At 36.7% G+C, this 25844-nt stretch carries 26 protein-coding genes, 1 pseudogene and 1 other annotated feature; of the genes and pseudogenes, 3 read left to right on the forward strand and 24 right to left on the reverse strand.

Annotated features, from left to right (window positions below):
* The 4 genes and pseudogenes from exsA to nadB all read right to left on the reverse strand — a co-directional run.
* Positions 1 to 809: pseudogene (gene exsA / locus FH036_RS14955) on the reverse strand (spore coat assembly protein ExsA); the annotation flags it as partial.
* Positions 810 to 1034: 225 nt separating this feature from the next.
* Complete coding sequence (nadA, locus tag FH036_RS14960) at positions 1035 to 2141, reverse strand: quinolinate synthase NadA (protein ID WP_000025313.1); 1107 nt, start codon at positions 2139 to 2141, stop codon at positions 1035 to 1037.
* Positions 2142 to 2171: 30 nt separating this feature from the next.
* Positions 2172 to 3005 carry a carboxylating nicotinate-nucleotide diphosphorylase gene (gene nadC, locus FH036_RS14965; RefSeq protein WP_139895927.1) on the reverse strand — a complete coding sequence of 278 codons (834 nt, stop codon included), beginning with the start codon at positions 3003 to 3005 and terminating at the stop codon, positions 2172 to 2174.
* A 19-nt stretch (positions 3006 to 3024) separates the two neighbouring features.
* Positions 3025 to 4554 (reverse strand): L-aspartate oxidase, encoded by a 1530-nt coding sequence (gene nadB / locus FH036_RS14970; RefSeq protein WP_139895929.1) that lies wholly within the window; start codon positions 4552 to 4554, stop codon positions 3025 to 3027.
* 153 nt (positions 4555 to 4707) lie between these two features.
* Between nadB and FH036_RS14975 the strand changes: the two genes are divergently transcribed.
* The 3 genes from FH036_RS14975 to FH036_RS14985 all read left to right on the forward strand — a co-directional run bounded on the left by FH036_RS14975 (position 4708) and on the right by FH036_RS14985 (position 7119).
* The gene (locus FH036_RS14975) at positions 4708 to 5850 is read left to right on the forward strand and encodes an IscS subfamily cysteine desulfurase (protein ID WP_070806876.1); all 1143 of its coding nucleotides are present in this window, start codon (positions 4708 to 4710) and stop codon (positions 5848 to 5850) included.
* On the forward strand, positions 5850 to 6392 hold the full coding sequence (locus FH036_RS14980; RefSeq protein WP_000812272.1) for a transcription repressor NadR: 543 nt from the start codon (positions 5850 to 5852) through the stop codon (positions 6390 to 6392). The genes FH036_RS14975 and FH036_RS14980 overlap by 1 nt, the downstream gene beginning before the upstream one ends.
* Before the next feature lie 79 nt (positions 6393 to 6471).
* Complete coding sequence (locus FH036_RS14985) at positions 6472 to 7119, forward strand: MOSC domain-containing protein (protein ID WP_139895931.1); 648 nt, start codon at positions 6472 to 6474, stop codon at positions 7117 to 7119.
* A gap of 63 nt (positions 7120 to 7182) precedes the next feature.
* Here the strand turns inward: FH036_RS14985 and pheA are convergent, their stop codons facing one another.
* The 20 genes from pheA to radC form a co-directional block, all read right to left on the reverse strand.
* Entirely contained in the window at positions 7183 to 8034 is an 852-nt protein-coding gene (pheA, locus tag FH036_RS14990) for a prephenate dehydratase (protein WP_000621702.1), read from the reverse strand.
* 96 nt (positions 8035 to 8130) lie between these two features.
* Positions 8131 to 10044, reverse strand: coding sequence for an ABC transporter permease (locus tag FH036_RS14995; protein ID WP_139895932.1), 1914 nt, complete (start codon positions 10042 to 10044; stop codon positions 8131 to 8133).
* A 49-nt stretch (positions 10045 to 10093) separates the two neighbouring features.
* A complete protein-coding gene (locus FH036_RS15000; RefSeq protein ID WP_001011375.1) occupies positions 10094 to 12016 on the reverse strand; it encodes an ABC transporter permease in 1923 nt (640 codons plus the stop codon).
* Entirely contained in the window at positions 11991 to 12767 is a 777-nt protein-coding gene (locus tag FH036_RS15005; protein ID WP_000114530.1) for an ABC transporter ATP-binding protein, read from the reverse strand. The genes FH036_RS15000 and FH036_RS15005 overlap by 26 nt, the downstream gene beginning before the upstream one ends.
* 93 nt (positions 12768 to 12860) lie before the next feature.
* On the reverse strand, positions 12861 to 13943 hold the full coding sequence (locus FH036_RS15010; RefSeq protein ID WP_139895934.1) for a HAMP domain-containing histidine kinase: 1083 nt from the start codon (positions 13941 to 13943) through the stop codon (positions 12861 to 12863).
* Positions 13933 to 14640, reverse strand: coding sequence for a response regulator transcription factor (locus FH036_RS15015; RefSeq protein WP_000276721.1), 708 nt, complete (start codon positions 14638 to 14640; stop codon positions 13933 to 13935). The genes FH036_RS15010 and FH036_RS15015 overlap by 11 nt, the downstream gene beginning before the upstream one ends.
* Positions 14641 to 14779: 139 nt before the next feature.
* Positions 14780 to 16066 carry a GTPase ObgE gene (obgE, locus tag FH036_RS15020; RefSeq protein WP_000497125.1) on the reverse strand — a complete coding sequence of 429 codons (1287 nt, stop codon included), beginning with the start codon at positions 16064 to 16066 and terminating at the stop codon, positions 14780 to 14782.
* Positions 16066 to 16614 (reverse strand): sporulation initiation phosphotransferase B, encoded by a 549-nt coding sequence (locus FH036_RS15025; protein WP_001037006.1) that lies wholly within the window; start codon positions 16612 to 16614, stop codon positions 16066 to 16068. Before FH036_RS15025 ends, obgE begins: the two co-directional genes overlap by 1 nt.
* A gap of 63 nt (positions 16615 to 16677) precedes the next feature.
* Positions 16678 to 16968 (reverse strand): 50S ribosomal protein L27, encoded by a 291-nt coding sequence (rpmA, locus tag FH036_RS27135; protein WP_000944958.1) that lies wholly within the window; start codon positions 16966 to 16968, stop codon positions 16678 to 16680.
* Between the two features lie 3 nt (positions 16969 to 16971).
* Positions 16972 to 17316: a ribosomal-processing cysteine protease Prp gene (locus FH036_RS27140; protein ID WP_001993153.1), complete on the reverse strand. Its 345-nt coding sequence runs from the start codon at positions 17314 to 17316 to the stop codon at positions 16972 to 16974.
* 11 nt (positions 17317 to 17327) lie between these two features.
* Positions 17328 to 17636, reverse strand: a complete 309-nt coding sequence (gene rplU / locus FH036_RS15035) for a 50S ribosomal protein L21 (protein ID WP_000270908.1) — start codon at positions 17634 to 17636, stop codon at positions 17328 to 17330.
* Between the two features lie 14 nt (positions 17637 to 17650).
* Positions 17651 to 17728, reverse strand: a sequence feature (ribosomal protein L21 leader region).
* Between the two features lie 77 nt (positions 17729 to 17805).
* Positions 17806 to 19194: an Rne/Rng family ribonuclease gene (locus tag FH036_RS15040; protein WP_070806881.1), complete on the reverse strand. Its 1389-nt coding sequence runs from the start codon at positions 19192 to 19194 to the stop codon at positions 17806 to 17808.
* A gap of 67 nt (positions 19195 to 19261) precedes the next feature.
* A complete protein-coding gene (gene spoIVFB / locus FH036_RS15045; RefSeq protein ID WP_000599051.1) occupies positions 19262 to 20122 on the reverse strand; it encodes a stage IV sporulation intramembrane metalloprotease SpoIVFB in 861 nt (286 codons plus the stop codon).
* Complete coding sequence (gene spoIVFA / locus FH036_RS15050) at positions 20115 to 20861, reverse strand: stage IV sporulation protein SpoIVFA (RefSeq protein ID WP_000797468.1); 747 nt, start codon at positions 20859 to 20861, stop codon at positions 20115 to 20117. The genes spoIVFB and spoIVFA overlap by 8 nt, the downstream gene beginning before the upstream one ends.
* Before the next feature lie 133 nt (positions 20862 to 20994).
* Positions 20995 to 21792 carry a septum site-determining protein MinD gene (minD, locus tag FH036_RS15055; RefSeq protein WP_000503311.1) on the reverse strand — a complete coding sequence of 266 codons (798 nt, stop codon included), beginning with the start codon at positions 21790 to 21792 and terminating at the stop codon, positions 20995 to 20997.
* 2 nt (positions 21793 to 21794) lie between these two features.
* Positions 21795 to 22481 (reverse strand): septum site-determining protein MinC, encoded by a 687-nt coding sequence (gene minC / locus FH036_RS15060; protein WP_000391517.1) that lies wholly within the window; start codon positions 22479 to 22481, stop codon positions 21795 to 21797.
* Between the two features lie 35 nt (positions 22482 to 22516).
* Positions 22517 to 23062, reverse strand: a complete 546-nt coding sequence (mreD, locus tag FH036_RS15065; protein WP_000975746.1) for a rod shape-determining protein MreD — start codon at positions 23060 to 23062, stop codon at positions 22517 to 22519.
* Between the two features lie 14 nt (positions 23063 to 23076).
* Positions 23077 to 23928 carry a rod shape-determining protein MreC gene (gene mreC / locus FH036_RS15070; RefSeq protein WP_001135483.1) on the reverse strand — a complete coding sequence of 284 codons (852 nt, stop codon included), beginning with the start codon at positions 23926 to 23928 and terminating at the stop codon, positions 23077 to 23079.
* 41 nt (positions 23929 to 23969) lie between these two features.
* Positions 23970 to 24989, reverse strand: coding sequence for a cell shape-determining protein MreB (gene mreB / locus FH036_RS15075; RefSeq protein WP_000466737.1), 1020 nt, complete (start codon positions 24987 to 24989; stop codon positions 23970 to 23972).
* 157 nt (positions 24990 to 25146) lie between these two features.
* Positions 25147 to 25824 (reverse strand): DNA repair protein RadC, encoded by a 678-nt coding sequence (radC, locus tag FH036_RS15080; RefSeq protein WP_001013383.1) that lies wholly within the window; start codon positions 25822 to 25824, stop codon positions 25147 to 25149.
* Between the last annotated feature and the right edge of the window lie 20 nt (positions 25825 to 25844).

The following is a 25844-nucleotide window of genomic DNA, read 5'->3' on the forward strand; positions in this document are numbered from 1 at the left end:
ACTATGTTTCCTACATTTTCTTTCTTTACTTGCGGTGACACTATGTTTCCTACATTTTCTTTCTTTACTTGCGGTGATATTATATTATCTTTTTTCGTTTGCGGAGAAATAATGTTATTAGGTTTCATTTTAGTAATTTGAGGAGCAATTAACTCGCTTCCTTTTTTAATTACATCTGAAATTTTATATTCTTTTTTCGTTTTTATTGGTGGTTGCGGCGGCTGCGGTAACACATTTACCGAAAACTTCGTATTTTCTTTTTCCGCTGGTTTTTGTTTTTCTATAACAGGTGGTTTTTGAATCACTGACGGTTTTTCAACTGGTTTTTCTTTTTGAATTGGCTGTTCTTTTTGCACCTCTTTTTGCGGTTTCACCTGTACTTCCTTTTGTGGCTTCACTTGTATTTCCTTCTGTGGTTTTACCTGTACTTCTTTTTGTGATTTCACTTGCATTTCCTTCTGTGGTTTTACTTGCACTTCTTTTTGTGTTTGTTGCATGGCAGGCTCTTGTGTAATTGGTGCTGATTGATACGTAACTTCTTCCTCGTCTTCTATTCCAAGCGGCGTTGGCGTTGCTGCAAATTCTTTTTGTTGCACTTCTTTTACATATTGTTTTGGAGGTGCTGAACCTGCTCCAGCATGCTGTTTTACGTGTACACTGTTTGATGGTACTTTAATTTTCATACCTGGCATAATTAAATCTGGATTGCTAAGTTGTGTATTTGTTTTTTTCAACGTATCAAAATCCACTCCGTACTTTTTCGCAATTTTCCAAAGGGTATCCCCTTTTTGCACGATATGAATTTTCAAATTTTCCCCCTCCTGTATAACTTATCTATAAGTAACAAATCTCATGAAGTAACCCTTTCTAAATAACGTTAACCTCTTTTCACTTGTATCACTTCTTCGATTTTCGATATCATTAGAAGCGGAATAAGTATAAGATAATCGCAATGATTTCTTCAAAACAATGTATGCCCATTTTGTTCTCGTTATGATTATATGTACGAAAAAAAGCAACGGGAATCCGCTGCTTTACACACGCTCTAACATACGATTTAATGCAAGAACTGCCTCTTCAGTCACTTGTTTATCTACGCTAATAACGTTAATTTCTTCTCCTTTTTCTATCGTTTCAAGTGCCCATAATAAGTGCGGCAGATCAATTCGGTTCATTGTTAAACATGGACACATAAAGGGGTTAAGTGAAACAATTTCTTTATCTGGATGTTGTTGAATAATTCGGTTCACTAAATTCATTTCTGTACCAATCGCCCATTTACTTCCGGATGGAGCCGCTTCAATCATATCAATAATGTATTTCGTTGAACCTGCATAATCCGAAGCAGCTACAACTTCGTAGCAACATTCCGGATGTACAATAATATTCATATCCGGATGATTTCTCCGTACATTCTCTATATTTTTCACTGTAAAGTTTTGATGAACTGAACAATGCCCTTTCCATAAAATCACTTGAATTTCTTCTATATCTCCATCGTACTCTAATGAATCAGTATGTGGATCCCATACTGCCATTTTATCTAACGGGATACCTAAATCGTACGCTGTATTTCTTCCTAAATGTTGATCCGGTAAAAAAACGAGACGCTCTTTTTGCGTAAAAGCCCATGATACCATTTGTTTTGCATTAGAAGAAGTTACTGTTGCTCCGCCATTACGACCACAAAACGCTTTAATTGCAGCCGTAGAGTTCACATACGTTAACGGAATCATCGTATCTCCAAATAATTTTGTGAGCTCTTTCCACGCTCTTTCTGTTTGTTCTATATCTGCCATATCTGCCATCGAACACCCTGCACGCATATCTGGCAAAATAACAATTTGATCATCTGTCGTTAACATATCTGCTGTTTCTGCCATAAAGTGTACACCACAAAATACAATATATTTTGCGTCTTTATTGCTCGCTGCAACTTGCGCAAGCTGAAGTGAATCTCCTGCCGCATCAGAAAATTGTACCACTTCATCTTTTTGGTAATGATGTCCTGGAATAAATAGCGTTTCCCCCATTTTTTCTTTAATTTCACGAACCCGCTTTTCCATGTTTTCTGTTGACATCGTGTAATAACGCTCTGGTAACATCGTTTCAATCGGTTGTACTTTTTCTAAAATACTCATATTTCTTTCTCCCCCTCTAAGCCACTTTCCTTACGCCTCAATATTGAAACTAATATCAAGTGCTTTCACTGAATGTGTTAACGCTCCAAGTGAAATATAATCTACCCCTGTTTTTCCGTATTTCGATAAATCTTCAATTGTAATGCCCCCTGAAGCTTCCGTCACGATAGCGCTTGGCACAATCTTTGAAAACTCCCGAATCTCATCTGGCGTACGGTTATCAAACATAATAATATCTGCACCAGTAGCTACAGCCTCTCTCACTTGCTCCTCTGTTTCTGTTTCAACTTCTACTTTCACCATATGTCCTAACTTTTCTTTCACTGATGTAACAGCTTTCGTAATAGAACCAGCAAAAGCAATATGATTATCTTTGATCATGACACCGTCATATAAGCCGAAACGGTGATTAAATCCGCCTCCGCACACGACTGCATACTTATCAAACATACGTAGCCCTGGCATCGTTTTTCGCGTATCACAAATACGTGTATGGCTGCTATCTAAGGCACGAACAGCCTCGTATGTCATTGTCGCTATCCCACTCATACGCTGGATAACGTTTAATATAACGCGCTCTGCCGTTAATAACGATGCGATTGGTCCTTGGACAGTTGCAATTATTTCGCCTTTTTCTACAAGATCTCCATCTTTTTTATGAAGCTCCACTTTAATTCTCTCATCAATTAATTTAAACCCTTCTTCAATGACTAAACGTCCCGCAAAGACTCCTGTATCCTTTGCAAGAAACGTTCCTTTTGAAAGTAAATTATCTGGAAAAATAAGCTGAGATGTTACATCTCTTTCTCCTATATCTTCTAGAAAAAATCGATTTAATGCTTCTTTAACCTTTATCGTATTCATAAAACCCCTCTTCCCCTCATTACACAAGTTGTAGTTTTCTTTTCACTCGAACGATTTCTTTTTTTACGCTATTTCTATGTGGATAATCACTTCGATAATGGCCACCAATGCTTTCTTCTCTTTGCAAAGCTGATACGACGATAAGCTCACAAACTGTTAACATATTAATAAGCGTTATCTCTTCATTTGTAAGAACATCATGTTGTAATATCATATTTCGAACACCGTACTTACTAAGCCATCTCTTTGCATAAGATAAACTTTGCTCTGTTCGCACAATCCCAACATATTTCATCATGCATTCTTGTATTTCCTCTTTGGTCGGCAAATGATTCAGAACGATAAACTTCTTTTCCTTCTCAGCAAAGTTGTTCAATCTGTCTTTTGTCGCTTTCGTTAAAAGATGCTGTCCTATTCTTTTTCCAAACACAAGACCTTCTAATAATGAATTACTCGCTAATCTATTTGCTCCATGAACACCGTTACAAGCTACTTCACCAACCGCATATAAATGTGGAATGGACGTCTCTCCATCACAGTTTGTTTTCACGCCGCCCATATGGAAATGAGCACCCGGTACGACCGGAATACGTTTTTCATTTATATGAACACCATTCTTTTTACACAATGATGATACAGTCGGAAAACGTTCTTCAAAATTTTGGATAGACTCGATATTCAAATACACTTTTTCACCCGCCAAAAGCTGTTCATGAATCGCTCTTGCCACTACATCACGCGGTGCGAGATCATGATCTGGATGTATATCCATCATAAAACGCTGCCCTTTTCCATTTATAAGGACAGCTCCTTCACCACGGACAGCTTCAGAAACGAGGCCACAGCATCGTCCGCCCGCGTATAACATCGTTGGATGGAATTGTACAAATTCTAAATCTGCAAGCTCCCCACCCGCGCGGTACACCATCGCAAGTCCATCACCCGTAATTGTTTTGTCATTAGAAGTAAAGGCATATAAACCACCAATCCCGCCTGAGGCTAACACCGTATAATCTGCATCATAACGCTTCAACTTCCCTTCACTATCTCGCGTTAAAACTCCAGCACATTTTTCGTTTTCTATAATAAAATCAAGCACCATTTCCTGTTCCACTACCGTAACGTACGGAACTACTTCTTGAATGAAATGCTCCAATAAATTCTTTCCTGTTGCATCGCCACCTGCATGTAAAATACGCCGCTTCCGATGTGCACCTTCTTTTCCAAGGTGAGGGCCCGTTTCATCTCCATCAAATTTCATTCCATTTTCAATGAGATGATTCATTTCTTTCGGCCCTTCTTCAACTAAATAACGAACCGCATCTTCATTGTTATAATGACATCCTGCTACTAACGTATCTTCAAAATGATCATTTGGATTGTCATATGTAGCTACGGCTGCGGCAATTCCACCTTGCGCTAAATATGTATTATTATTACGATTCGTTTCCTTTGTGATAATAATCACATTCTTTTCGTGACAAATCTCTTTTGCAACACGAAGTGCCGCAACGCCACTTCCAATAATTAAGACATCTGCACTTGGCATAATTGTTGCCTCCTACTTTACACTTTTCAACTGTCTTGACACCTATATTTACATAGTTTTAAAATAATGACAAGAGTTTTTTTATAATTCTTATTTTCACTACCATTTAAAAAAATAAAAGAAATGTAACTCTTACTAGAGAGAGGAACTTACATGATGATATATCTTGATTATGCAGCTACTACACCTATGAGCGCGGAAGCATTACAAACATATACGAAAGCAGCATCGCAATACTTCGGAAATGAACAAAGTTTACACGATATTGGAGGAACGGCCTCTTCTTTATTACAAGTTTGTAGAAAAACATTTGCCGAAATGATTGGCGGAAAGGAACAAGGGATATTCTTCACGAGCGGTGGGTCAGAATCGAACTATCTTGCGATTCAGTCCCTTCTCAATGCCCAAAATAAGAAGCATATTATTACGACACCTATGGAACATGCATCCATTCGAAGTTATTTTCAAACCTTACAATCAAAAGGGTATACAATTACTGAAATTCCTGTTGATAAAAATGGACTCATTCGTTTAATAGATTTAGAAGCAGCTATTACAGAAGATACTGTGCTAGCAAGTATACAGCACGGAAACTCTGAAATCGGAACCGTTCAAAATATCGCAGAGATTGGGGCACTTTTGAAAAAATATAACGTTTTATTTCATTCAGATTGTGTACAAACCTTTGGTAAACTTCCTATCCATGTTTTTGAGATGGGGATTGATAGTCTTTCTGTTTCAGCACATAAAATATACGGACCGAAGGGTGTTGGCGCTTGCTATATCAATCCGCAAGTTCGCTGGACACAAATATTCCCGGGAACCTCTCACGAAAAAGGGTTTCGCCCTGGCACAGTGAACGTTCCTGGCATCGCATCTTTTTTAACAGCTGCTGAGAATATATTAAAAAATCAACAGGAAGAAAGTTTACGTTTTAAAGAGTTACGATCCTACTTTTTAGAGCAAATACGAACACTTCCGCTAGAAATTGAAGTAGAAGGTCATTCTACTTCTTGTTTACCACATATTATTGGGGTTACAATAAAAGGAATAGAAGGTCAGTATACAATGCTAGAATGTAATCGCCATGGTATTGCCATTTCCACCGGAAGTGCTTGCCAAGTCGGTAAACAAGAACCTTCGAAAACAATGCTTGCAATTGGAAAAACGTATGAAGAGGCAAAACAATATGTCCGCTTCTCTTTCGGACAACAAACAACGAAAGATCAAATTGATACTACTATTCATGCACTACACACAATTGGAAATCAATTTTATAGAGGTGTTAAATCATAATGAAACAAAATGAACAAAAAAAGATTTTAGGTGAAGAAAGACGACAGCTTATCCTTCAGTGGCTTCTTGCTGCAAATGAACCGTTATCTGGGAATGAGCTATCGAAAAAGACAAACGTAAGTAGGCAAGTGATCGTGCAAGATATTTCCTTGCTTAAAGCACGAAACGAACCGATTATTGCAACTGCTCAAGGATATTTATATTTAAAACCACAAGAGAAACAACAAGCTTTCGAACGTGTAATTGTATGCCAACATAAACCAGCGGAAGTACGTCAAGAACTTACAATGCTTGTTGATCACGGTGTTACGATTAAAGATGTAAAAGTTGAGCATCCTGTATACGGTGACTTAACAGCATCCATCATGGTAAGCAATCGCTTTGATGTAGAGCAATATTTACAAAAAATCGAAAACACAAATGCTTCCTATCTATCGCAATTAACAGACGGTATTCACTTACATACTATTGAGGCAGATTCAAAAGAAAAATTAGATGCTGCTTGCGAGGCTTTAGATAAAGCAGGATTTCTCGTTTATTAATGTAAAGCACAGAGTTTTTATAATTCTCTGTGCTTTTTTAATGCTATAATATTGTAATCAATTGTAAAGGAGATCAAATATGAGAATTGAACTCGTTCACTTTAGCATTGGCAAACCGAAACAAATGAAATATAGCGAAGATAAAGAAATGATAACAGGTATATGTAAAGATTCTACAGAAGAAGCTTTTCTCTCAAAAGATGGCTTCCTTGGTGATGATGTAGCTGATTTAAAACACCATGGTGGACCTGATCGCGCCGTTTGCGTGTATCCACACGAGCATTACGCACTATGGGAAGAAGAATTCCAAACAACACTCCCCGCTTCCGCATTTGGCGAAAACATTACCGTAACAAATATGTTAGAGCGTGATGTTTGCATCGGAGATACATACAAATTAGGTGAAGCAATCATTCAGGTGACACAAGCAAGAGTACCTTGTAGCACGATTTCAAAACGCCTCGGTATTCCTGGCATACTGCCGCGCATTGTAGCAACTGGCTATACTGGCTACCTATGCCGCGTTCTTCAAGAAGGTACTGTACGTAAAGATTCAAAAATCACATTACTAAAACGTCAACCGAGCAATGTTTCTGTCTTGTTCTCTAACGAAATTTATTTTCATAATAGAAAAGATAGAGATGGCATCGAAAAGATTCTTGCTGTTCCAGAACTAGCTGACGTTTGGCGTGGTCAATTAGAAGAGCGTCTTGCGAAGTTAAAATAAAGAATCCCACCATTTATAGGTGGGATTTTATTGATCTATCACACGTTATAGCCTAATTCTCCCTTATAACCAATAAGAAGAATAACTCCCCAGCACCGTAACAGAAAAACCGAGTGCTTCAAGTTCCATCGTTACGCCTGGCAATAATACGTCATCGTATGCTTTATCGACATCAATCAAGAAAAAGTAATTTCCAAGACCCGTTTTCATCGGGCGCGATTCAATTTTTGATAAGTTTAATTTTCTCCATGCGAAAGCTGATAACACTTGATATAGTGCCCCTGCATAATCAGCAGGTAACGTTATCATAAGCGTCGTTTTCTCTCCGCGGTTTTCTCCATTATTTGAGAGTATTGCTTTCTTTTTCTTATGGAGCACTAGGAAACGTGTATGATTATTTTTATGTGTATGAATGCTTCGTCTTACAATCGTTAATCCGTATTTCTCTGCAGCTGCTTCATTTGCAATGGCAGCAATTTTTTCTTCAGGATGTTCTTTCACATATTGCGCAGCAGCACTTGTTGATGTCATATCTCGAGCAGTTATCCCTTTTAATTCTTCATTTAAAAACTTATGACATTGTGCAATAGCGTGTGGATGAGAATGCACTGCATATACTTCTTCCCACACTTCTGCATACTGCGGATGTACAAGTAAATGTTGCTGAATGGGCACTGTAATTTCTCCTACAATAGAAAGTGGTTGCTCATGCACGAGATAATCAACTGTTATATTCACGGAACCTTCTATTGCATTTTCTAACGGTACAACTGCGAAGTCTACATTTTCATTTGCAGCTGCATCTATACAATCTGGAATCGTTCGATACGGTACATGCTCTGCTTCCGGAAAAAAACGACTCACCGCCATATTTGTAAATGTTGCTTCTGGTCCTAAATATCCTACTCGAATCATCGTCTTTTCCCCTCTTTTTCGTTTTCTTACTGTTATACCATACTTTTTTATATTCTTCTATGTAAATTTCGAATATTTAAAAAAGACTAGCATTCGCTAGTCTAAATGTTTCCTATATTCTCTTTGAGCAAAAAAGAAATACATGATGCATGCTGCGATATAAAATAGAATAAACAAGCCTACTTTTCGTAAGGAACCATCCATAAACATCGTATTATGAAACGTATATAACGCAACTGCACTATGCATACTCCCTACTATAATTGGCGCAAAAAATAGCATACATAATTGCCAGCGGGAAATCTTCCATACTTCTTCCTTTGTCATTCCAAGTTTAGAGAGTACCCCGTACTGCTTTCGGTCCGATGCAATATTATGAAACCATTTAAAATATACGATGCTACATGAAGTAAGGAAAAATAATATACTAATGAATGAGCCTATAAATAGAGTAATATTGCCAAACTCTTTCATATTCACATATAACTCCATATTACTTCGAAATGCATTATCTTTATCTTGTTTCATATGTTTCCGTAAATCTTCATTTAATTTTTTCGTATTTTCGATATTTGGTAATGTATAGCCTCTATATATCATTTTTTCAGAATCAGGAACCTGATTTGCTATACTATCAAAATCTTCATCATTCATAACGAAGAACAAACCATTAATATACGAAGGATGATAGTTAAATTGGACCCCTTCTTTCTGGCCGTTAAATACGAATTGATATGGTTGATTCATTACTTGCAATTGAATCTCTTTTTGATTATATACATTCGAATGATTGTATTTATTATAATAAACAAGTGTCACTGTACCTTTTTTAGGATGATACGTTTTCTGTTTTTGTTTTCTTGCTTCTTGGTTATATTCACTTCCTTTTATAAGCGGTACTATTGTCGTTTCTCCCTTATTGGACTGAAAAGATGCATACACTCCAACAAAACTCATATATTGAAAATCATCATATCCATATTGGTGCAATAATTGTTCAACCGTACCTTCCGCAAAGACTTCATGAGAAGAAGTACCTTTTTCTATGTAAGAAAATGAGTGCACTCCTCCGCCCCTCCACATATCTTGCATACCAGAAAAATATAAGAACACTGTACCTGTTGCTGTAACTACAAACGTCGTTGCCATTGACATTAGAAAGAAAAAACGACCATTTTCCTTCATTCGATGTGATAATTGATTCACTATAAATAAATACGGATATGTATACATAATCTTTTTATTTCGTTTTATCATTTCTAATATTTGAGCAGTGCCGTGTGTAAATGAAAAATACGTTCCGAAAAAGACAAGTATAGACACAGGAAAAAAGTATAACGCTATCTTTAGCATCGTCGCTTGTAACGCTAACACATACCCTCCCCCTAAACAAATAAAGCCGCATATACAAAGCCACATTGATGTTTTCTTCTCTTTTTTATCCGTTCGAAATTCTTTCAATAACCGAATGATTTTTATATTCCATATACGTAAAGCACTTATAAAAGATAATAGAATAAAAACAACCATATATGTAATAAACGTTCCTCCAATTGCTCTCACGTCAAATATGACAGGGAGTTCTTTCGGAAGCCCCAACAACATACTAAACACCATGAAGAAGAGCTTTAAAAAGATCATGCCAAGCCCAATGCCAAAAATATTAGCAAATACCCCGATCAACATTTGCTCGGTCATAATTACTCCTATTACGTTAGATTTCGTTGCTCCCATTAACATGTATAATCCTAGTTCTTTCTTACGTGCCTCTATGAAAATAGAAGTAGAGTACAAAATAAATATGACGAAAAAAGAAATGATTATAATATTACATATGATCAGTCCCCAGCGTACGTTTTGATACCACATCGTCTCCTGCATATACGGATGTACAATGACAGACATGTATGCAAAAGACGCAAATATTGCAAAGCAACTACTTAAGAAAAACACTTTATAATTACGCCAATTTCCTTTTATATTTTGCAGCGCTAGTTGCCGAATGTTCATCTATCGTCCTCCTATAACTTACTACATAGGCAAAAAGCTAGAGATTTCTCTAGCTTTTCACATGTTTCAAATATCCTCTTTGCGCGATTATAAAGTAAATCGCAGAAGCTACAATGTACGATCCAATTACAATCGCACCTGATTTCCATAAATCGAGATAAAGCATTTTTCCTAACGTATGAAGAGCAAATCCACTATGAATGGCACCAATTACAATTGGGATAAAGAAGATAACGCCCATTTGTCGAATTGCAATTTTACGAATTTCTTTATCTGTCATACCGATTCTCTTTAATGATTTAAATTGAATACGATCTTGTTCTTTATCGTTAAACCATTTAAAGTATGTCATACTACAAGCGAAGAAGAAGAATAGTACTGCTACGAAGAAACCGATGAACATTGTAATTGCCCCTGATTCCCTTATATTTTTATAAACGAGCACTGAGTTGTTTAGTTCCCCTTGTTTATCTGGTACAATTTCCTTTTTCAAATCTAACACAAGATCTTCCGTACTTTTCCAGTCTTCTATATAATAACCGTAATATTTCGTCTTTTCTTCATCAGGTACGAGCTTTGCGTATGTCTCAAAATCTTGATCATTCACAATGAGATATTCACTATCATTAAAAACAGAAAATGAAGTTGGGTTATTTAATTGAACAGATTGCGTTTGTCCGTTAATTTTAATTTCATGCGGTTTCGTACGATCTATCTTCATCATATCATTCGCCATATCCGTTATGACCATTGTTGCACTACCTGGAGCATTATGAACTTCTCTAACTTGCTCTCTTTTTTGTTTACGTACTTCAGCGTTATATTCTTTTTCTGAAACAATCGCCATTGGCATCTCATGTTCACTGTTAAACATCGTGATTTTTTGAGTTCCAGGAAGTTTTACGTATGTTACTTCTCGCGCTTCTTCAAATCCGTGTTTTTTTATTAATTCTTTTGTTTTTCCTTCTTTGATGACATTATGCGTATGTATTCCCTTTTCCTCATACGAAATAGCATGCGGGGTACTAGTTACTGCCTTATAACTCATATCCTCAAAAAATACGTACAGCGTACCAACTGCTGAAGATACTACCGCCGTAATAATAGAAATTACAAATAGAAAACGAGCATTATCTTTCATTTTATAAATAAGATTGCTAAGTACGAACATATTTGGATATGTATAAAAAGATTTTTTTCGTTTTTGTAACGCCTTTAATACGACTGTACTACCTTGTGTAAACAGCAAATAAGTTCCGCCTATCGTCAGCCCTACAATCGGTAAAAACAGAATGATAAAATTCATAAATGTTACTTGGAAGCTAAGTACATATGCAACAATAATACATCCTATACCAACTACGCATAACCATGTAAATGCAAAAGGCTCTACTTTTTGTTTTCTTGCTTCTCTTAATAAATCGATAATTTGCAAGCGTCCTACTGTCCAAACGCTAAACAATGATAAGATTAAAAATAGAATAAAGTATACACCTGCTGTAATCAAAACCGCTTTACTATTCCATACGAGTGGAAGTGTTTTATCTATTTTCAATATTACGCTTAATGCTTGGAAGAATAATTTTGAACAAAGCATACCAAGTCCAATACCTACTACAATTGCAATACTACCTAACATAAGCTGCTCTAATATAATCATTCGGCCGAGCTGCGATTTTGTTCCACCTATTAATGTTAATAAACCAAACTCTTTTTTCCTTGCTCGTAAAAACGTTGAATTTGCATATAAAATAAAGAGTGCTGAGAAGATGACTACAATATAATTCATTGATTCTAGCCCTTTTGAAATCATCTCCCTCATACTAATATTACCGCCTACAACATCTGGATGATAAATGAAGGAAGCATACATGAAAAATACGACTATCGATAAACAACTACTTATAAGAAACGCTTTATAATTACGCCAATTTCCTTTTACATTATTAAGCGCGAGCTGGCGAAAGTTCATGATATTCCCCTCCTAGCATCGCAAGTACGTCCAGAATTTCTTGGAAAAAGGCTTGTTTCGTTCTTCCCTTATGTATTTCTGAGAAAATCTCTCCATCACGTATGAAAAGAATACGTTCGCAATAACTCGCCGCTACTGGATCATGCGTTACCATTGCAATTGTTACTTTCTTTTGTTCATGCAAATCTTGCAACGCGCTCATTAATGATTTTGCCGACTTAGAATCTAAGTTTCCAGTTGGCTCATCTGCTAAAATTAGCGTCGGTTCATGAATGATCGCTCTCGCAGCTGCTGCACGTTGTTGTTGCCCGCCTGATACTTCATAAACCTTTTTATTTAAAATTTCTTCGATATTTAAAAACTTCGCAATTTCCAGTACTTTCGCATCGATTTCATTTACAGATTTCTTCGCCATTACGAGTGGTAAAATGATATTTTCTTTAATCGATAACGTATCAAGTAAGTTAAAATCTTGGAAAATGAATCCTAAATGTGTACGGCGAAATTCCGCTAATTTTGCAGCACGCATTTGATTAATTTCTTCTCCATTTACAAGCACATGACCTGAAGTTTGCTTATCAATTGTTGCTAATAAATTTAAAAGCGTTGTTTTCCCACTTCCTGAAGGACCCATAATTCCTACAAATTCGCCTTCTTCTATTTTAAAATTTATATCGTTTAAAGCAGTCGTCGCTACTGAACCTTTTGATTGGTACACCTTCGTTAACCCTTTTACTTCAAGAACACTCATTTCTAATCCCCCTATGTGTTTTCTTCTTACATTTACTATAAGAAAAAAAAGAAAAAGAAACGAGTGATTTCCCTTACAAAACGGTTTGTTATCTTACAGTTTTGTCATTTTTCTCATTAATGTATGATATTCTTCATCTTTTGCAAATTGGAACGTGAATGTTGTCCCTTCTCCTTCAGCCGATTGCACATACATACCGTGATGTAAATTATCACAAATTTCCTTCGTAATATATAAACCCATTCCAGTCGCTTCTCTCGTTTTCCGACCATTTACCCCTGTAAAGAATGGATCAAATATACGCTTTACATCTTGCTCTGGAATACCGATTCCATTGTCCTTAATATGTAATAACACCTTTTGATCTTTCTCTTCAATTTGAAATTGAATTTCCTTTTTCTCTGCTTCCGAAATTTTTGTATACTTAATTGCATTTACAACAATTTGTCCTATAGCAATACTGAGCCATTTTCTATCAGAGGCAACCATACAAGTATCTTCCTCAAACATCACTTTCGGAAATACAGACGATTGAATGAAGGACTTTCTATTTTCATTAATAATACCTCTAATAATATCTATCACATTTACTACTTCTACTTTATAATCTTTCGCAAACTGCTCTAACCTTGCCATATGTAACGCTAAATCTAAACCATTTAGTATGCGATTATTTTCTTCACGAATACTTTCAACTGTTGCCCTTGCTACACGATGCTCTTTACCAAACTTCTGTAATAGTAACTCAATAACAGATACCGGTGTTTTCATTTGATGAATCCATTGGTTCATAAATATCATTTGCTGTTGTTCTTTTGCATGTTGTTTATGAACTTCATTCATATATTGCTGTCTTAATAGCGTAAACGATTCAACGACCATCTCTTGCTCTGCCGTATAAGAAGTATCAATAAGTAAGGAATCATGTAATGTATTTCCGCCAGTAACATACCTTTCAATCCTCTTTAAAAACACACTCCGTTTTCGGTAATCGTAAATGAGATATACAGTAAAAACAACTGTCCCTAATAAAAGTCCGTATAACCACGTATTCCAATCAATAGATCGCTTTTCTAAAAGGCTTTGCAACTGCAAAACGAGCCCAAATAAACAGAGACTAACAATGTAAGAAAGAATTAAAGAAAAGCGGTCCATGAGGTAATCTTTAACCTTCATGTCCTTCTCCCCACTCTGTAAGAAGCGCATAACCGTATCCACGTTTCGTTACAATTGCATTTTTAATACCTAGCTCCTCTAGTTTCTTTCTTACACGTTTTACATTTACGGTTAATGTATTATCATCAACAAAAGCTACCTCATCCCAGAGGGCTTCTAACAATTCTTCGCGCGTTACATATTGATTTGCTTGTTTCATTAAACACTCTAATAAGTAAAATTCATTTTTTGTCAGTTCTGTTTGTTGCCCTTGCCACTCAACAACGTGCTGAGATGGGAATAACAACAGTCCATTTACACCTAAACAATCGCTTTCTGCCGCAGAAGCATACTCACCATACCCACGACGAAGTGCACTTTTCACCTTAGCCATTACAATGTCTAAATGGAATGGCTTCGTAATGTAATCATCTCCTCCATTTTCAATTGCCATTACTTGATCCATTTCCCCCGTTCTTGCAGAAACAAAAATAATTGGTGCATTCGATACAGTGCGGATTTGACGACACCAATAGAAACCATCAAAATACGGTAAATTAATATCAAGTAACACAAGATGTGGATTTACATTTACAAACTCATCTTTTATATGTCGTAAATCACTCGCTCGAAATGACTGATAGCCATATCTTTCTAAATGCTCTTCTAATATTCCCGCGATTTTTTCATCGTCTTCTACAATTAATATTTTATACATGTTCACTTTCTCCCCATAAAAAGTTCTTATAAAACCACTTCTTTTTCTATTATAAATTGAAAATTTAATTAGTGGGGATTTTTTCCTGTATAAATCAGACTTTTACGATATAAAAAAAGACTGCCATATTTCGGCAGTCTTAGTCGATAAATTCAAATTCATATTCAAGAATTTTTACAATATCTCCGTCTTTTGCACCACGTGCACGAAGCGCTTCATCAATACCCATTCCGCGCATTTGGCGAGCGAAACGACGTACAGATTCATCACGTGAGAAGTCTGTCATCTTGAATGTTTTCTCGATATCGTAACCAGAGATAACAAACGTGCCATCACTTTCACGTGTAATGTCAAATTTAACACCTTCAGTCTCAAGTTTGTACATTACACTTGTATCAGACTCATCCGCAACTTCATGTATTGGGAATTCAGGTGTTGTTTCTAATAAGTTCGCTACTTCAAATAGTAAATCACGAACACCTTGTTTCGTTACAGCTGAGATTGGGAAGATTTTTACTTCGTCTCCCACTTTCTCTTTAAATGCTTGTAAGTTTTCTTCTGCATCTGGCATATCCATTTTGTTTGCAACAACAACTTGTGGACGCTCCGTTAGGCGAAGATTGTATTCTTTTAATTCATTATTAATCGTTACGTAATCTTCATATGGATCACGGCCTTCTAAACCAGACATATCAATTACATGCACGATTACACGTGTACGCTCAATATGACGTAGGAATTGATGACCAAGTCCGACGCCAGCATGTGCGCCTTCAATTAGTCCAGGAAGGTCAGCCATAACGAAGCTGCGGTTATCACCAGTTTCAACAACACCAAGATTTGGAACGATTGTTGTAAAGTGATACTCTGCAATTTTCGGACGTGCTGATGATACGACAGATAATAATGTAGATTTACCTACACTTGGGAATCCAACAAGTCCAACGTCTGCTAGTACTTTAAGTTCTAGAATGACATCACGTTCTTGACCTGGTTCCCCATTCTCAGCGATTTCTGGCGCTGGGTTCGTAGCTGTTGCGAAACGTGAGTTACCACGGCCACCGCGGCCACCTTTTGCAATTACAGCTGTTTGTCCATGCGTTACTAAATCGGCAAGAATTTGACCAGTTTTTTCATCTTTTACTACTGTTCCTGGCGGAACTTTAACGATTAAATCTTCAGATTTACGGCCGTGCTGACCTTTACTCATTCCGTGCTGACCGCGATCAGCTTTGAAATGACGTTGGTAGCGGAAGTCCATTAATGTACGTAAGCCTTCTTCAACAACGAAAACAACATCTGCACCTTTACCACCGTCGCCACCTGCTGGACCACCTTTTGGAACATACTTCTCACGACGATACGCAACCATTCCGTTACCACCGTCGCCGCCTTTTACATATATCTTGACCTGATCTACAAACATTATTTCACCACACTTTTTTCAATTGGTTGTAATATAACTGAGACTTCTTCGTCTCTTACTGTATAAGAAATGGAATACCATTTATTGTTTTGGTTCGCAAGCCAATTCTGTAGTTCTTCTACACTCGTTAGCTTACCACGAAAATCAAAAAAGAAACGAGCATTCTCCGCGTCACATTCAATTGTGATACAAACATAATTTTCAACATATACGTCTAAACTATGCTGAAGCATTGAGAAAAATTGATTCGTCCATGTACATACAGTCTCATCTAAGTGAGATAAGTTATGTAAATTCCCTAATACTTCGTACTCCAATAAGCACGGCTGCTGTTTCCAATTATATGTTAAAATCCACTCTGAAAATAAAGGCATTGATAGCCCCATCAGATTGGATTCTTGTCTCGCTTCTTGGACAAAACGATCGATGAGACTATGAATTTCTTCCACTTTTCCAAGGGAAAGGTTTCCTTTCACCATCTGCATACGATTGAGCCAATCATGTCTTGAATGGCGCAATGCATCTATAATTGTCCATTTTTTATTCATTTAGATACTCCTTAATATAGAAAAACTCTAACCTGCACTCAGGTTAGAGTTTTCCGTGAGTTCTTATGCTTCTTGAGCAACAGGATATACGCTCACTTGTTTGCGGTCACGGCCAAGACGCTCGAAGCGTACTACGCCGTCAACTTTCGCGTATAAAGTGTCATCGCCACCACGACCAACGTTAACACCTGGATAAATTTTTGTACCGCGTTGACGGTAAAGAATTGAACCACCTGTAACCGTTTGACCATCTGCGCGTTTAGCACCAAGACGTTTTGACTGAGAGTCACGACCGTTCTTTGTACTACCTACACCTTTCTTAGATGCGAAAAACTGAAGATCTAATCTTAACATACGTTACACCTCCTGCACTTTTTCTATTAAACGGATATACTTTCCGTAATCAAGTTCGATCGTCTTAAGCGAAACAACCAATCCTTCTAAAAGTATCTGTGCTTTTTCTGCTGTATGAACGTCTAAATCATTAGGCAATTCATACGTTAAGAATCCACCATCACTTCCGAGTTCAATAGTTGCCTGCACATTACAAAGTTCTTCCACAGCATTTATGGAACCAAACACAACCGCTGTAGTTCCAGCACAGACAAGATCTTGTCCATGTGGCGCATAATCGGCATGTCCAGTCATTTTAAATGATTGGATACTTCCTAATTTCGTGCGACTTATCGTAATTTTAATCATGTTAACCAGAATTAAGCGTTGATAGCTTCAACAACTAGCTTAGTGTAAGGTTGACGATGACCTTGTTTCTTACGATTGTTCTTTTTCGCTTTGTATTTGAAAACGATGATTTTCTTAGCGCGACCGTGTTTTTCAACTTTCGCAGTAACTGTTGCACCTTCTACAACTGGGCTACCAACTTTCACGTTTTCGCCACCAACGAAAAGAACTTTGTCAAAAGTAACAGTTTCACCAGCTTCAACATCTAATTTTTCAATGTAGATTTCTTGACCAGCTTCAACTTTGATTTGTTTTCCACCTGTTTCGATAATTGCGTACATACTTGCACCTCCTCTTAATTACTAAGACTCGCCAAAAACGAGGTAGACATAAATGCCTTTAAGGGACCTGTCTTGTGCGGTTGTAGCATATAGCCGTTTAGGTGCTATAAACTATAACATAAAGATGTTATCATGAATCATAGACTATTGTCAATGAAAGTTCTAATAACTATTTTTTCCGTTCTATAATTTCTTTTTTACTTCCAAAACGGATAATAGCGTACTTTTCGATCATATCATCTTTGAAATAAATTTCAAATGGAATATTTTTTTGTAATTCTTTTTGCAAAAATTGTTTTTGTAATTCTTTAGGTGCAGAGATTAATACTGCCTCATCTTCTATATTGCCATATGAAATTAGCTCTCTCTCTAGCTCATACGCAATCGTTTCATATGACATGACATAACCCGTCGCTTTGCACGGTGCACACTCTTCAAGTAATACGTCACGTAAAGAATGTTTTTTACGTTTACGTGTCATCTCTAAAATCCCTAACTCTGTGAACCCGAGCACTCTTGTATATGTGCGATCATTTTGCATAGCAGCGATGAGACATTCTCTTATCTTTTCTTTATCTTCTCTTCTTTTCATATTAATAAAGTCAATTAATATCATACCACCAATATCACGGAGTCTTAATTGACGCGCTATCTCTTCAGCTGCTACTTCATTTGTACGAAGGACTGTATCTTGTAAATTCTGTTTTCCAGTAAACTTACCCGTATTCACATCAATTACAGTCATCGTCTCCATTTGTTCCACAATTAAATAAGCACCATTTGGGAGCCAAACAATTTTTTGAAGTGCTTTCTCAATCTCACGCTCTATGCCAAAATGGTTAAATATTGAAGACTTTTCATTATAAAAAGATATTTTTTCTTTGCCGACTTTTTCTTCTAATTCTTTTACTATACTTCTTGTATCTACAACTACTTTTTCAATCGTTTCAATTGGATTCTCTTGAAATACACGATCTAAAAAGGTTGCTGGCCGATGAAGTAGTAACGGTGCCTTTCCTTGGCCCTCTTTTCTTTTTAACTCTTCATATAACTGCTGTAACCTTTGCATTTCAGCTTGTATTTCTTCAATTTCTCCTTTTTCAGAAGCTGAGCGGAAAATATAACCTCCTTTCCCTTCTACTTCAATTTGGAGTAATTGTTGCCTTCTTTTATTGTTTTTTATTTTCCGAGAAACCGCACGCATTTCATCATATGGCATATAAACGACATATTTCCCGGTAAATTCTATATTTGCTGTCAATTTTGGCCCTTTCGTATCAATTGCCTCTTTTACAACTTGTACGAGTACCGCTTTTCCTTCATGTATATGATAAGAAGATGGTACATCATCGTACGAAAGATACGCATGTTTTTCTAAACCTATATTTACAAAAGCTGCATTCATTCCAGCAATCGTTCTTACGATACGTCCAACATAAATATGCCCAACAATCTCTTGTTCTTCATTTCGTTTCCATAAAAACTCAACAATTTTCTTCTTCTCTTCAATTGCAACGCGTTTTTCCGATCCAGCATAGTTAATATATAACGTTTTCAAAATACTTTCCTCACTTTATAATCTTCTTTGCTTTTACAATAATAAAAGGTTAGTGCTAACGTCAACACTAACCGATTAATTCTTCAACAGATGAAGTTGTTCGTTTTTCAGTAAAATACGCATAAAGCAATTCATTTTCATCCAATGTGTAACGTTCTTTATATTTTCCGCGGACGATAATAGAATGCTTATAGCCTCTACGAAATTTTGTGAATATCTTATATAAATGATCTTCTGATTGCACCTCAATCGGTGCAATCTTTTCAATTCCTCTTTTGTTCCCATAATAACGTTCTAATAAAAAACGCATAAAGGCATACCGTCTTTGCTTCCATTCTTGATATAACGACACCGCTAAAAATATGAGTAGTACCCACATCATAATATTATTACTATTCCAAAGTAACTGCCATCCTAGTATGACACTAAAAAAAACACATGATAATTGCATCATCTTTTCATGTGCTTGTAAATAAGGAAAACGATATGATAGTACGTTAAACAATACTTTTCCACCATCAAGAGGCCAAATAGGTAGTAAATTAAACGCTAAAATAATTATATTATTCCACATAAAGAAATAATATAATTCCGCATGAAGCCAACCAGCTTCAAACAACATATAGCCTACCGCCATCATCCAAATATGTTGAATAGGTCCTGCAATTACAACAACTAGTTCCTCTTTCAATGATTTATTCCCATGTTCCTCAAGCTCAGCCACACCACCAAACGGCAAAAGTTGAATCTTCTTAATACGCCAATTATAGTGTGCCGCTGCAAAAGCATGCCCAAGTTCATGGATGAGAACGATACAAAATAACAGTAGTAACTCTTTAAAACGTGCCGTGAAAATACCAATGACAATAATAACCCAAAACAATGGATGCACTGAAATCTTTGTTAAAACATCTCTATATTTAATCAAATGAAATCACCTGAATCGGATCAATAAATTTTTCATCCTTTTTTATTGCGAAATAAAACTTACCATTTTTATTATTCGCATCATTATTCACTGTTCCAATTTTTTGTTTCTTTGAAACGTAATCATATAATTTCACTGACATATCATTTAAATTTGCATACCATGACTCCGTACCATCTGCATGCTGAATTTGAACTGTATTACCAAGTTCCTCTTTCTTGCCTGCAAAAACTACTAGCCCTTCATTCACTGACTCAACAGTTGCATTTGTAGCTGTTTGTACAAATACACCTTGGCCATTTTTTTGAAACCCTTGCATCACCTTTCCGGAAGCAGGAATGGCATAATCTTTTTGCTGAATCGTTTCTTCTTTTTTCTCATTAGGCGAATAAAACACGAGCGGTTTTCCAAACTGTTTTTCGTACCATTTCGCTACAGTAGCAAACTGAAATTCTTCTTTCATCACTTTTTCTGTAACAGCTTTAGCGCCGTCGAAAGAAGCTGGTGCATTCTTATATAAAATAGCGACAGAAAGAACTAATATTGCTGATAACAATACTTTGAAGAAAAACACTTCTTTTCGAAATAAAGGATGAATTTCCTTTTCTCCATCTTCAATAAATACTGTTTCACTATCAAAATTCCCTCCAGCAAAATACTGCTCTTCCTCCATCCTTTCTTGCTCTGCCTTCCTCTTCGCAATCCGTTTTTTAATTTCTTCTACACGTCTATTCTTCATACTGTCTCCTTTCTTTCGTTAAGCTAATGTACATAGAAACAGTTGTATACAGTTTGTACATATGTATGAACTAGGTATGGAAGATATTCGTGTGAAGAAAAAAGAAAGCACTCCGCAAATATGCGAAGTGCTTTTAACGGATTCCAAAGAAGTTTTTCACCTTTGTAAATACCGATACCTTTTCTTGTTCAAATGCTTGTAATGGGACATTCTCACCCAACAAACGTCTTGCAATATTACGATAAGCTAACGCTGCTTTTCCGCTCGGTTGCAACGCTACAGGCTCACCTGTATTTGTAGCACGAATAACTTCATCATCATCTTCGACAACACCAAGAAGCTCGATTGACAATGTACGTACGATTTCATCAACATCTAACATATCCTGTTCATGAAGCATATGACTACGCACACGATTAATAACAAGTTTCGGTGGTTCAATATCCTCTTTTTCTAAAAGCCCGATAATACGATCCGCATCGCGCATTGAGGATACTTCTGGCGTCGTAACAACAATTGCTTTATCCGCACCAGCTACCGCGTTTTTAAATCCCTGCTCAATCCCCGCAGGACAATCAATTAATATGTAATCATAATCTTGACGTAATACTTGTATTAATTCATCCATTTGTTCAGGTGTTACCGCTGATTTATCACTCGTTTGTGCTGCAGGTAATAAATAAAGATCATCAAAACGTTTATCTTTAATAAGAGCCTGAGGTAAACGGCAACGCCCTTCAACGACATCAACAAGATCAAATACAATACGATTTTCCAGCCCCATTACTACGTCTAAGTTTCGAAGACCGATATCTGTGTCAATTAAGCACACTTTCTTTCCAGATAACGCTAGGGCTGTCCCAATGTTCGCAGACGTTGTAGTTTTACCTACACCGCCTTTTCCAGATGTAATTACTATTGCCTCTCCCACAGCTATACAATTCCCCTTTCTAACTTTGTTAAATTAGGTCTAAGATGAGTGAGAAGTTGCAGTCGATCGACAACAATGTGATTGTTCTCATTAATATACGCACATTCTGCCGCCTCCGCTCCGTCTTCTTTCTCTTCCGGAGCCCGCATTGCCACATCACTAATTCGAAGTTGCATCGGGTTCATAACAGATGCAGCGATTACAGCATCTGAATCCCCATAATACCCCGCATGTGCAATTCCTCTTAATGATCCTACGACAAAAATATTCCCCCCAGCGATAACCGTTCCGCCTGGATTAACATCACCAATTAACAATAAATTTCCTTTTACATGTAAAACTTGTCCAGAGCGAACAATTTTGGAAATAGGGACGATTTCTGTTTCTTCTTTCCAAGCTATTGCTTCCTCTTTCGTTATAACATCACTTTCAATCGAATCCACAACGAGATTCTTTTTATTACGAATTAACGTACGAATCTCTTCTTGTTGGACTTCTGTTAAATAACGGTTTCCTACTTTCACATGCACTTCAATTAAAGAGCGTCCATCACCATCATAGTAATGTGTAGAAAGCTTTTCATCTAATTCCTTCAATAATTCAGAGAATGAACAACAATCATCTAAATGAAGGGTTATTCCGTCTTTTGTCCCTTTTATTGTTACATTTTGTTGCTTTTTTTCTTCCACTAAAGTTCACCCCACCGATTCAATTCGACATAAAATTAGAAAATCCTTTTTTCTTTTTCTTCCATCGCTTTTGAAAGACGCACTAAATATCGTCTCAGTGGGAAACAAACTATCAATAAGAAAATTGCATTTAGCAATAAAGTAGACAGGAGACGATCTGTGAAAAAGACATACGCCGACATATGAGTACGTCCTAACAAAGTTAAAAATCCATACACATAATACTCTAATGCTACTATGCTAGCTAGTACGATAGAAGTAACAATAAATAAATTCAATTGTAGTACCTTCATCACACTATAAACTAAATACACTAAAATCGGATACGCAAAAATATATATACCAACAAGTTCCGTGTATACGGTATCAAATAAGAAACCAAATAATAGTCCGTAATAAATCCCTTGGACCGGACTATAGTACACAGTAATAAAACATAACACAATGATAAAGAAATGAGGTGATGCTATACTGTCTTTCCAAAAAACCTCTGTTGGAACAATAGTAGCAAACATATTTTCAAATAAAAAAGCAAAAAGGAGCAAAAGAGGAAGAGCTGCTCTTTTTAAAATCTTCATCATCTCTTCTCCCCCTCCTATTCTAATGGCGCTGAAGGCGTTTCACGTTTCGCAACTACAACATGCTCTACGTCATTTAAATCAGCGGCTGGCTTTACATAAGCTGTTTTTGTTAAACCGTATGGATCCTGCTGAACTTCAACGATTTTTCCAATTACAAGACCTTTCGGGAAAATATCACCGAGCCCAGATGTTACAACTAGTTGATCCTTATCTACCGGTGCATCAGAACCAATCTTTGTGAAAAGAAGTAAGTGCTTTTCTTTATCGTAACCTTCAATCAATCCAAAGATTTTCTCATTCCCTTGTACGATAGCAGAAACACGATTTGTTCGGCTCATAGAACTTAACAATTCTACTGATGATGTAAACTGAGATACACTTTTCACTCGTCCCACTAAACCTTGTGGAGTTAATACAGCCATATCTTTTTTTATTCCTTGCTGTGCCCCTTTATCAAGTCCAACTAAATCGTACCATTTATCTGGATTACGAGAAACAACAGTCGCTGGAATTTCAGTATAACCGCTATTTAACTTATCTTTACCCGTTAACTCTTGTAACTTCTTGTTATCATCTTCTAATTGTTTTACTTTCCCTGATAGACCTGCATAATTGTCTAATTTTGCTTTTAATTCTTTATTCTCTTCATACGTGCGCTTTACATCCTCTACATTTTCGAAGAATCCAGCTACGTATTTCGCTGGCTTTTGGAATACACGTTCTACAACACCGACAGTGTCTTTAACAAACTGCTCTGGCCATGTTAAACTGTTCCGTTCTTTCAATGAGATTCCAATCAATGCCACGAGAAGAATAATACTAACTAACAAAACAATTAATCTTTTGTTTAAGAAAAACTGTGGCACGTTCACACCCTCTTAATTTCATTGATTTTTATTTTGCAATATTATCGAGCAGCAGTTTTGAAAAGATCGATATTGTCTAATGCTTTACCCGTTCCAATTGCTACGCAATCTAATGGATCTTCTGCAACAAGAACTGGCATATTTGTTTCTTCACTAATTACTTTATCTAAATTACGTAGTAATGCTCCGCCACCTGTTAATACGATGCCACGGTCCATAATGTCTGCCGCTAATTCTGGTGGAGTTTTCTCTAACGTATTTTTAACAGATTCTACAATGGCATCTACTGTATCTTTTAATGCATCTGCAATTTCTTCTGGTTGAATTAGTACTGTTTTTGGTAAACCACTTACTAAATCACGACCACGAATTTCCATAGGCTCGATACCTTCTGGCTCGCCTGCAGAACCAATTTCTAATTTTAATGCTTCAGCTGTTCTTTCACCGATCATTAAGTTGTAGCTTTTCTTAATGTACTGAATGATTGAATCATCCATATCATCACCAGCAACACGAACTGATTGACTTGTTACAATACCACCTAAAGAAATGATTGCAACTTCTGTTGTACCGCCACCAATATCAACAACCATGCTACCAGTTGGTTCCCAAACAGGTAAGTTTGCACCAATTGCTGCTGCAAATGGTTCTTCGATAGGATAAGCATCACGAGCACCAGCTTGACGAGTCGCATCGATTACTGCACGTCTTTCTACAGCTGTAATACCAGATGGTACACATACCATTACATAAGGCTTACGTGAGAAGAATCCATTTGATTTTTGAGCTTGTTGAATGTAATATTTCATCATTGTTGCTGTTGTTTCGTAATCAGCAATTACACCGTCTTTCATCGGGCGAAGTGCCACAACGTTTCCTGGTGTACGACCAATCATTTGTTTTGCATCGCTACCTACAGCAACGATTTGTTTCGTATCAGTTTGTAACGCTACTACTGAAGGTTCACGTAAAACTACACCTTTTCCCTTTACATATACAAGCGTGTTCGCAGTTCCTAAGTCTATTCCAAGATCGCGAGTAAAGCCACCAAATCCAAACATATTATTTATCTTCCTTTCTTGTTTTCACGGACTCATTTTTTCTTACTTTATATTATAAAAACAGTACGTTTTTTATATCTTTATCCTTTTTGTAGATAATTTTCTACAAAAAACTCATAAATCACATTATAAAACAAAATAAGTAAAAAGCATAGTCTTAAATATGACCTTTTTCCTTTAAACTCACGAATTTATGGTCACCTATTATAATATGATCGAGCACTTCAATTCCGATAATCCGGCCGCATTCTACTAAGCGTTTTGTTACTTCAATATCTTCTCGGCTCGGCGCAGGGTCTCCTGAGGGATGGTTATGAAGACATATGATAGAGGCTGCTGCACGGCGAAACGCTTCTTTAAAAACTTCCCTTGGATGTACAATTGATGAGTTTAAACTTCCAATGAAAATCGTTTGCCTATGTATAACTTGATTCTTTGTGTTCAAATATAGACATACAAAATGCTCCTGCTGCAGGAAGCGCATTTCTTCCATCATATATGTGGCGCAATCTTCCGGGCTTCGAATGCTGTATCTATTTTGATATTCTAAACGCACCATTCTTCTACCGAGTTCAAAAGCAGCGATGAGCTGTGATGCCTTCGCAACTCCAACACCATGTATACTCACTAACTCTTCTAGCGTTGCGTCTTTCAACATACGTAAACCATCAAAATGATGCAAAATTTTATCCGATAACTTTAAAACTGTTTCTTCTTTAGAACCTGTTCTGAGTAACACTGCAAGAAGCTCCCGATTGGATAAACTTCCAGCCCCTTCTAACAATAAACGCTCCCGTGGCTGTTCTTCTTTGACAACATCACGAATACCGTTCATTTCTCCACCCCTTTATTTGT

Origin of the sequence: Bacillus sp. CD3-5 (assembly GCF_006349665.1) — a bacterium.
Taxonomy (GTDB): domain Bacteria; phylum Bacillota; class Bacilli; order Bacillales; family Bacillaceae_G; genus Bacillus_A; species Bacillus_A paranthracis.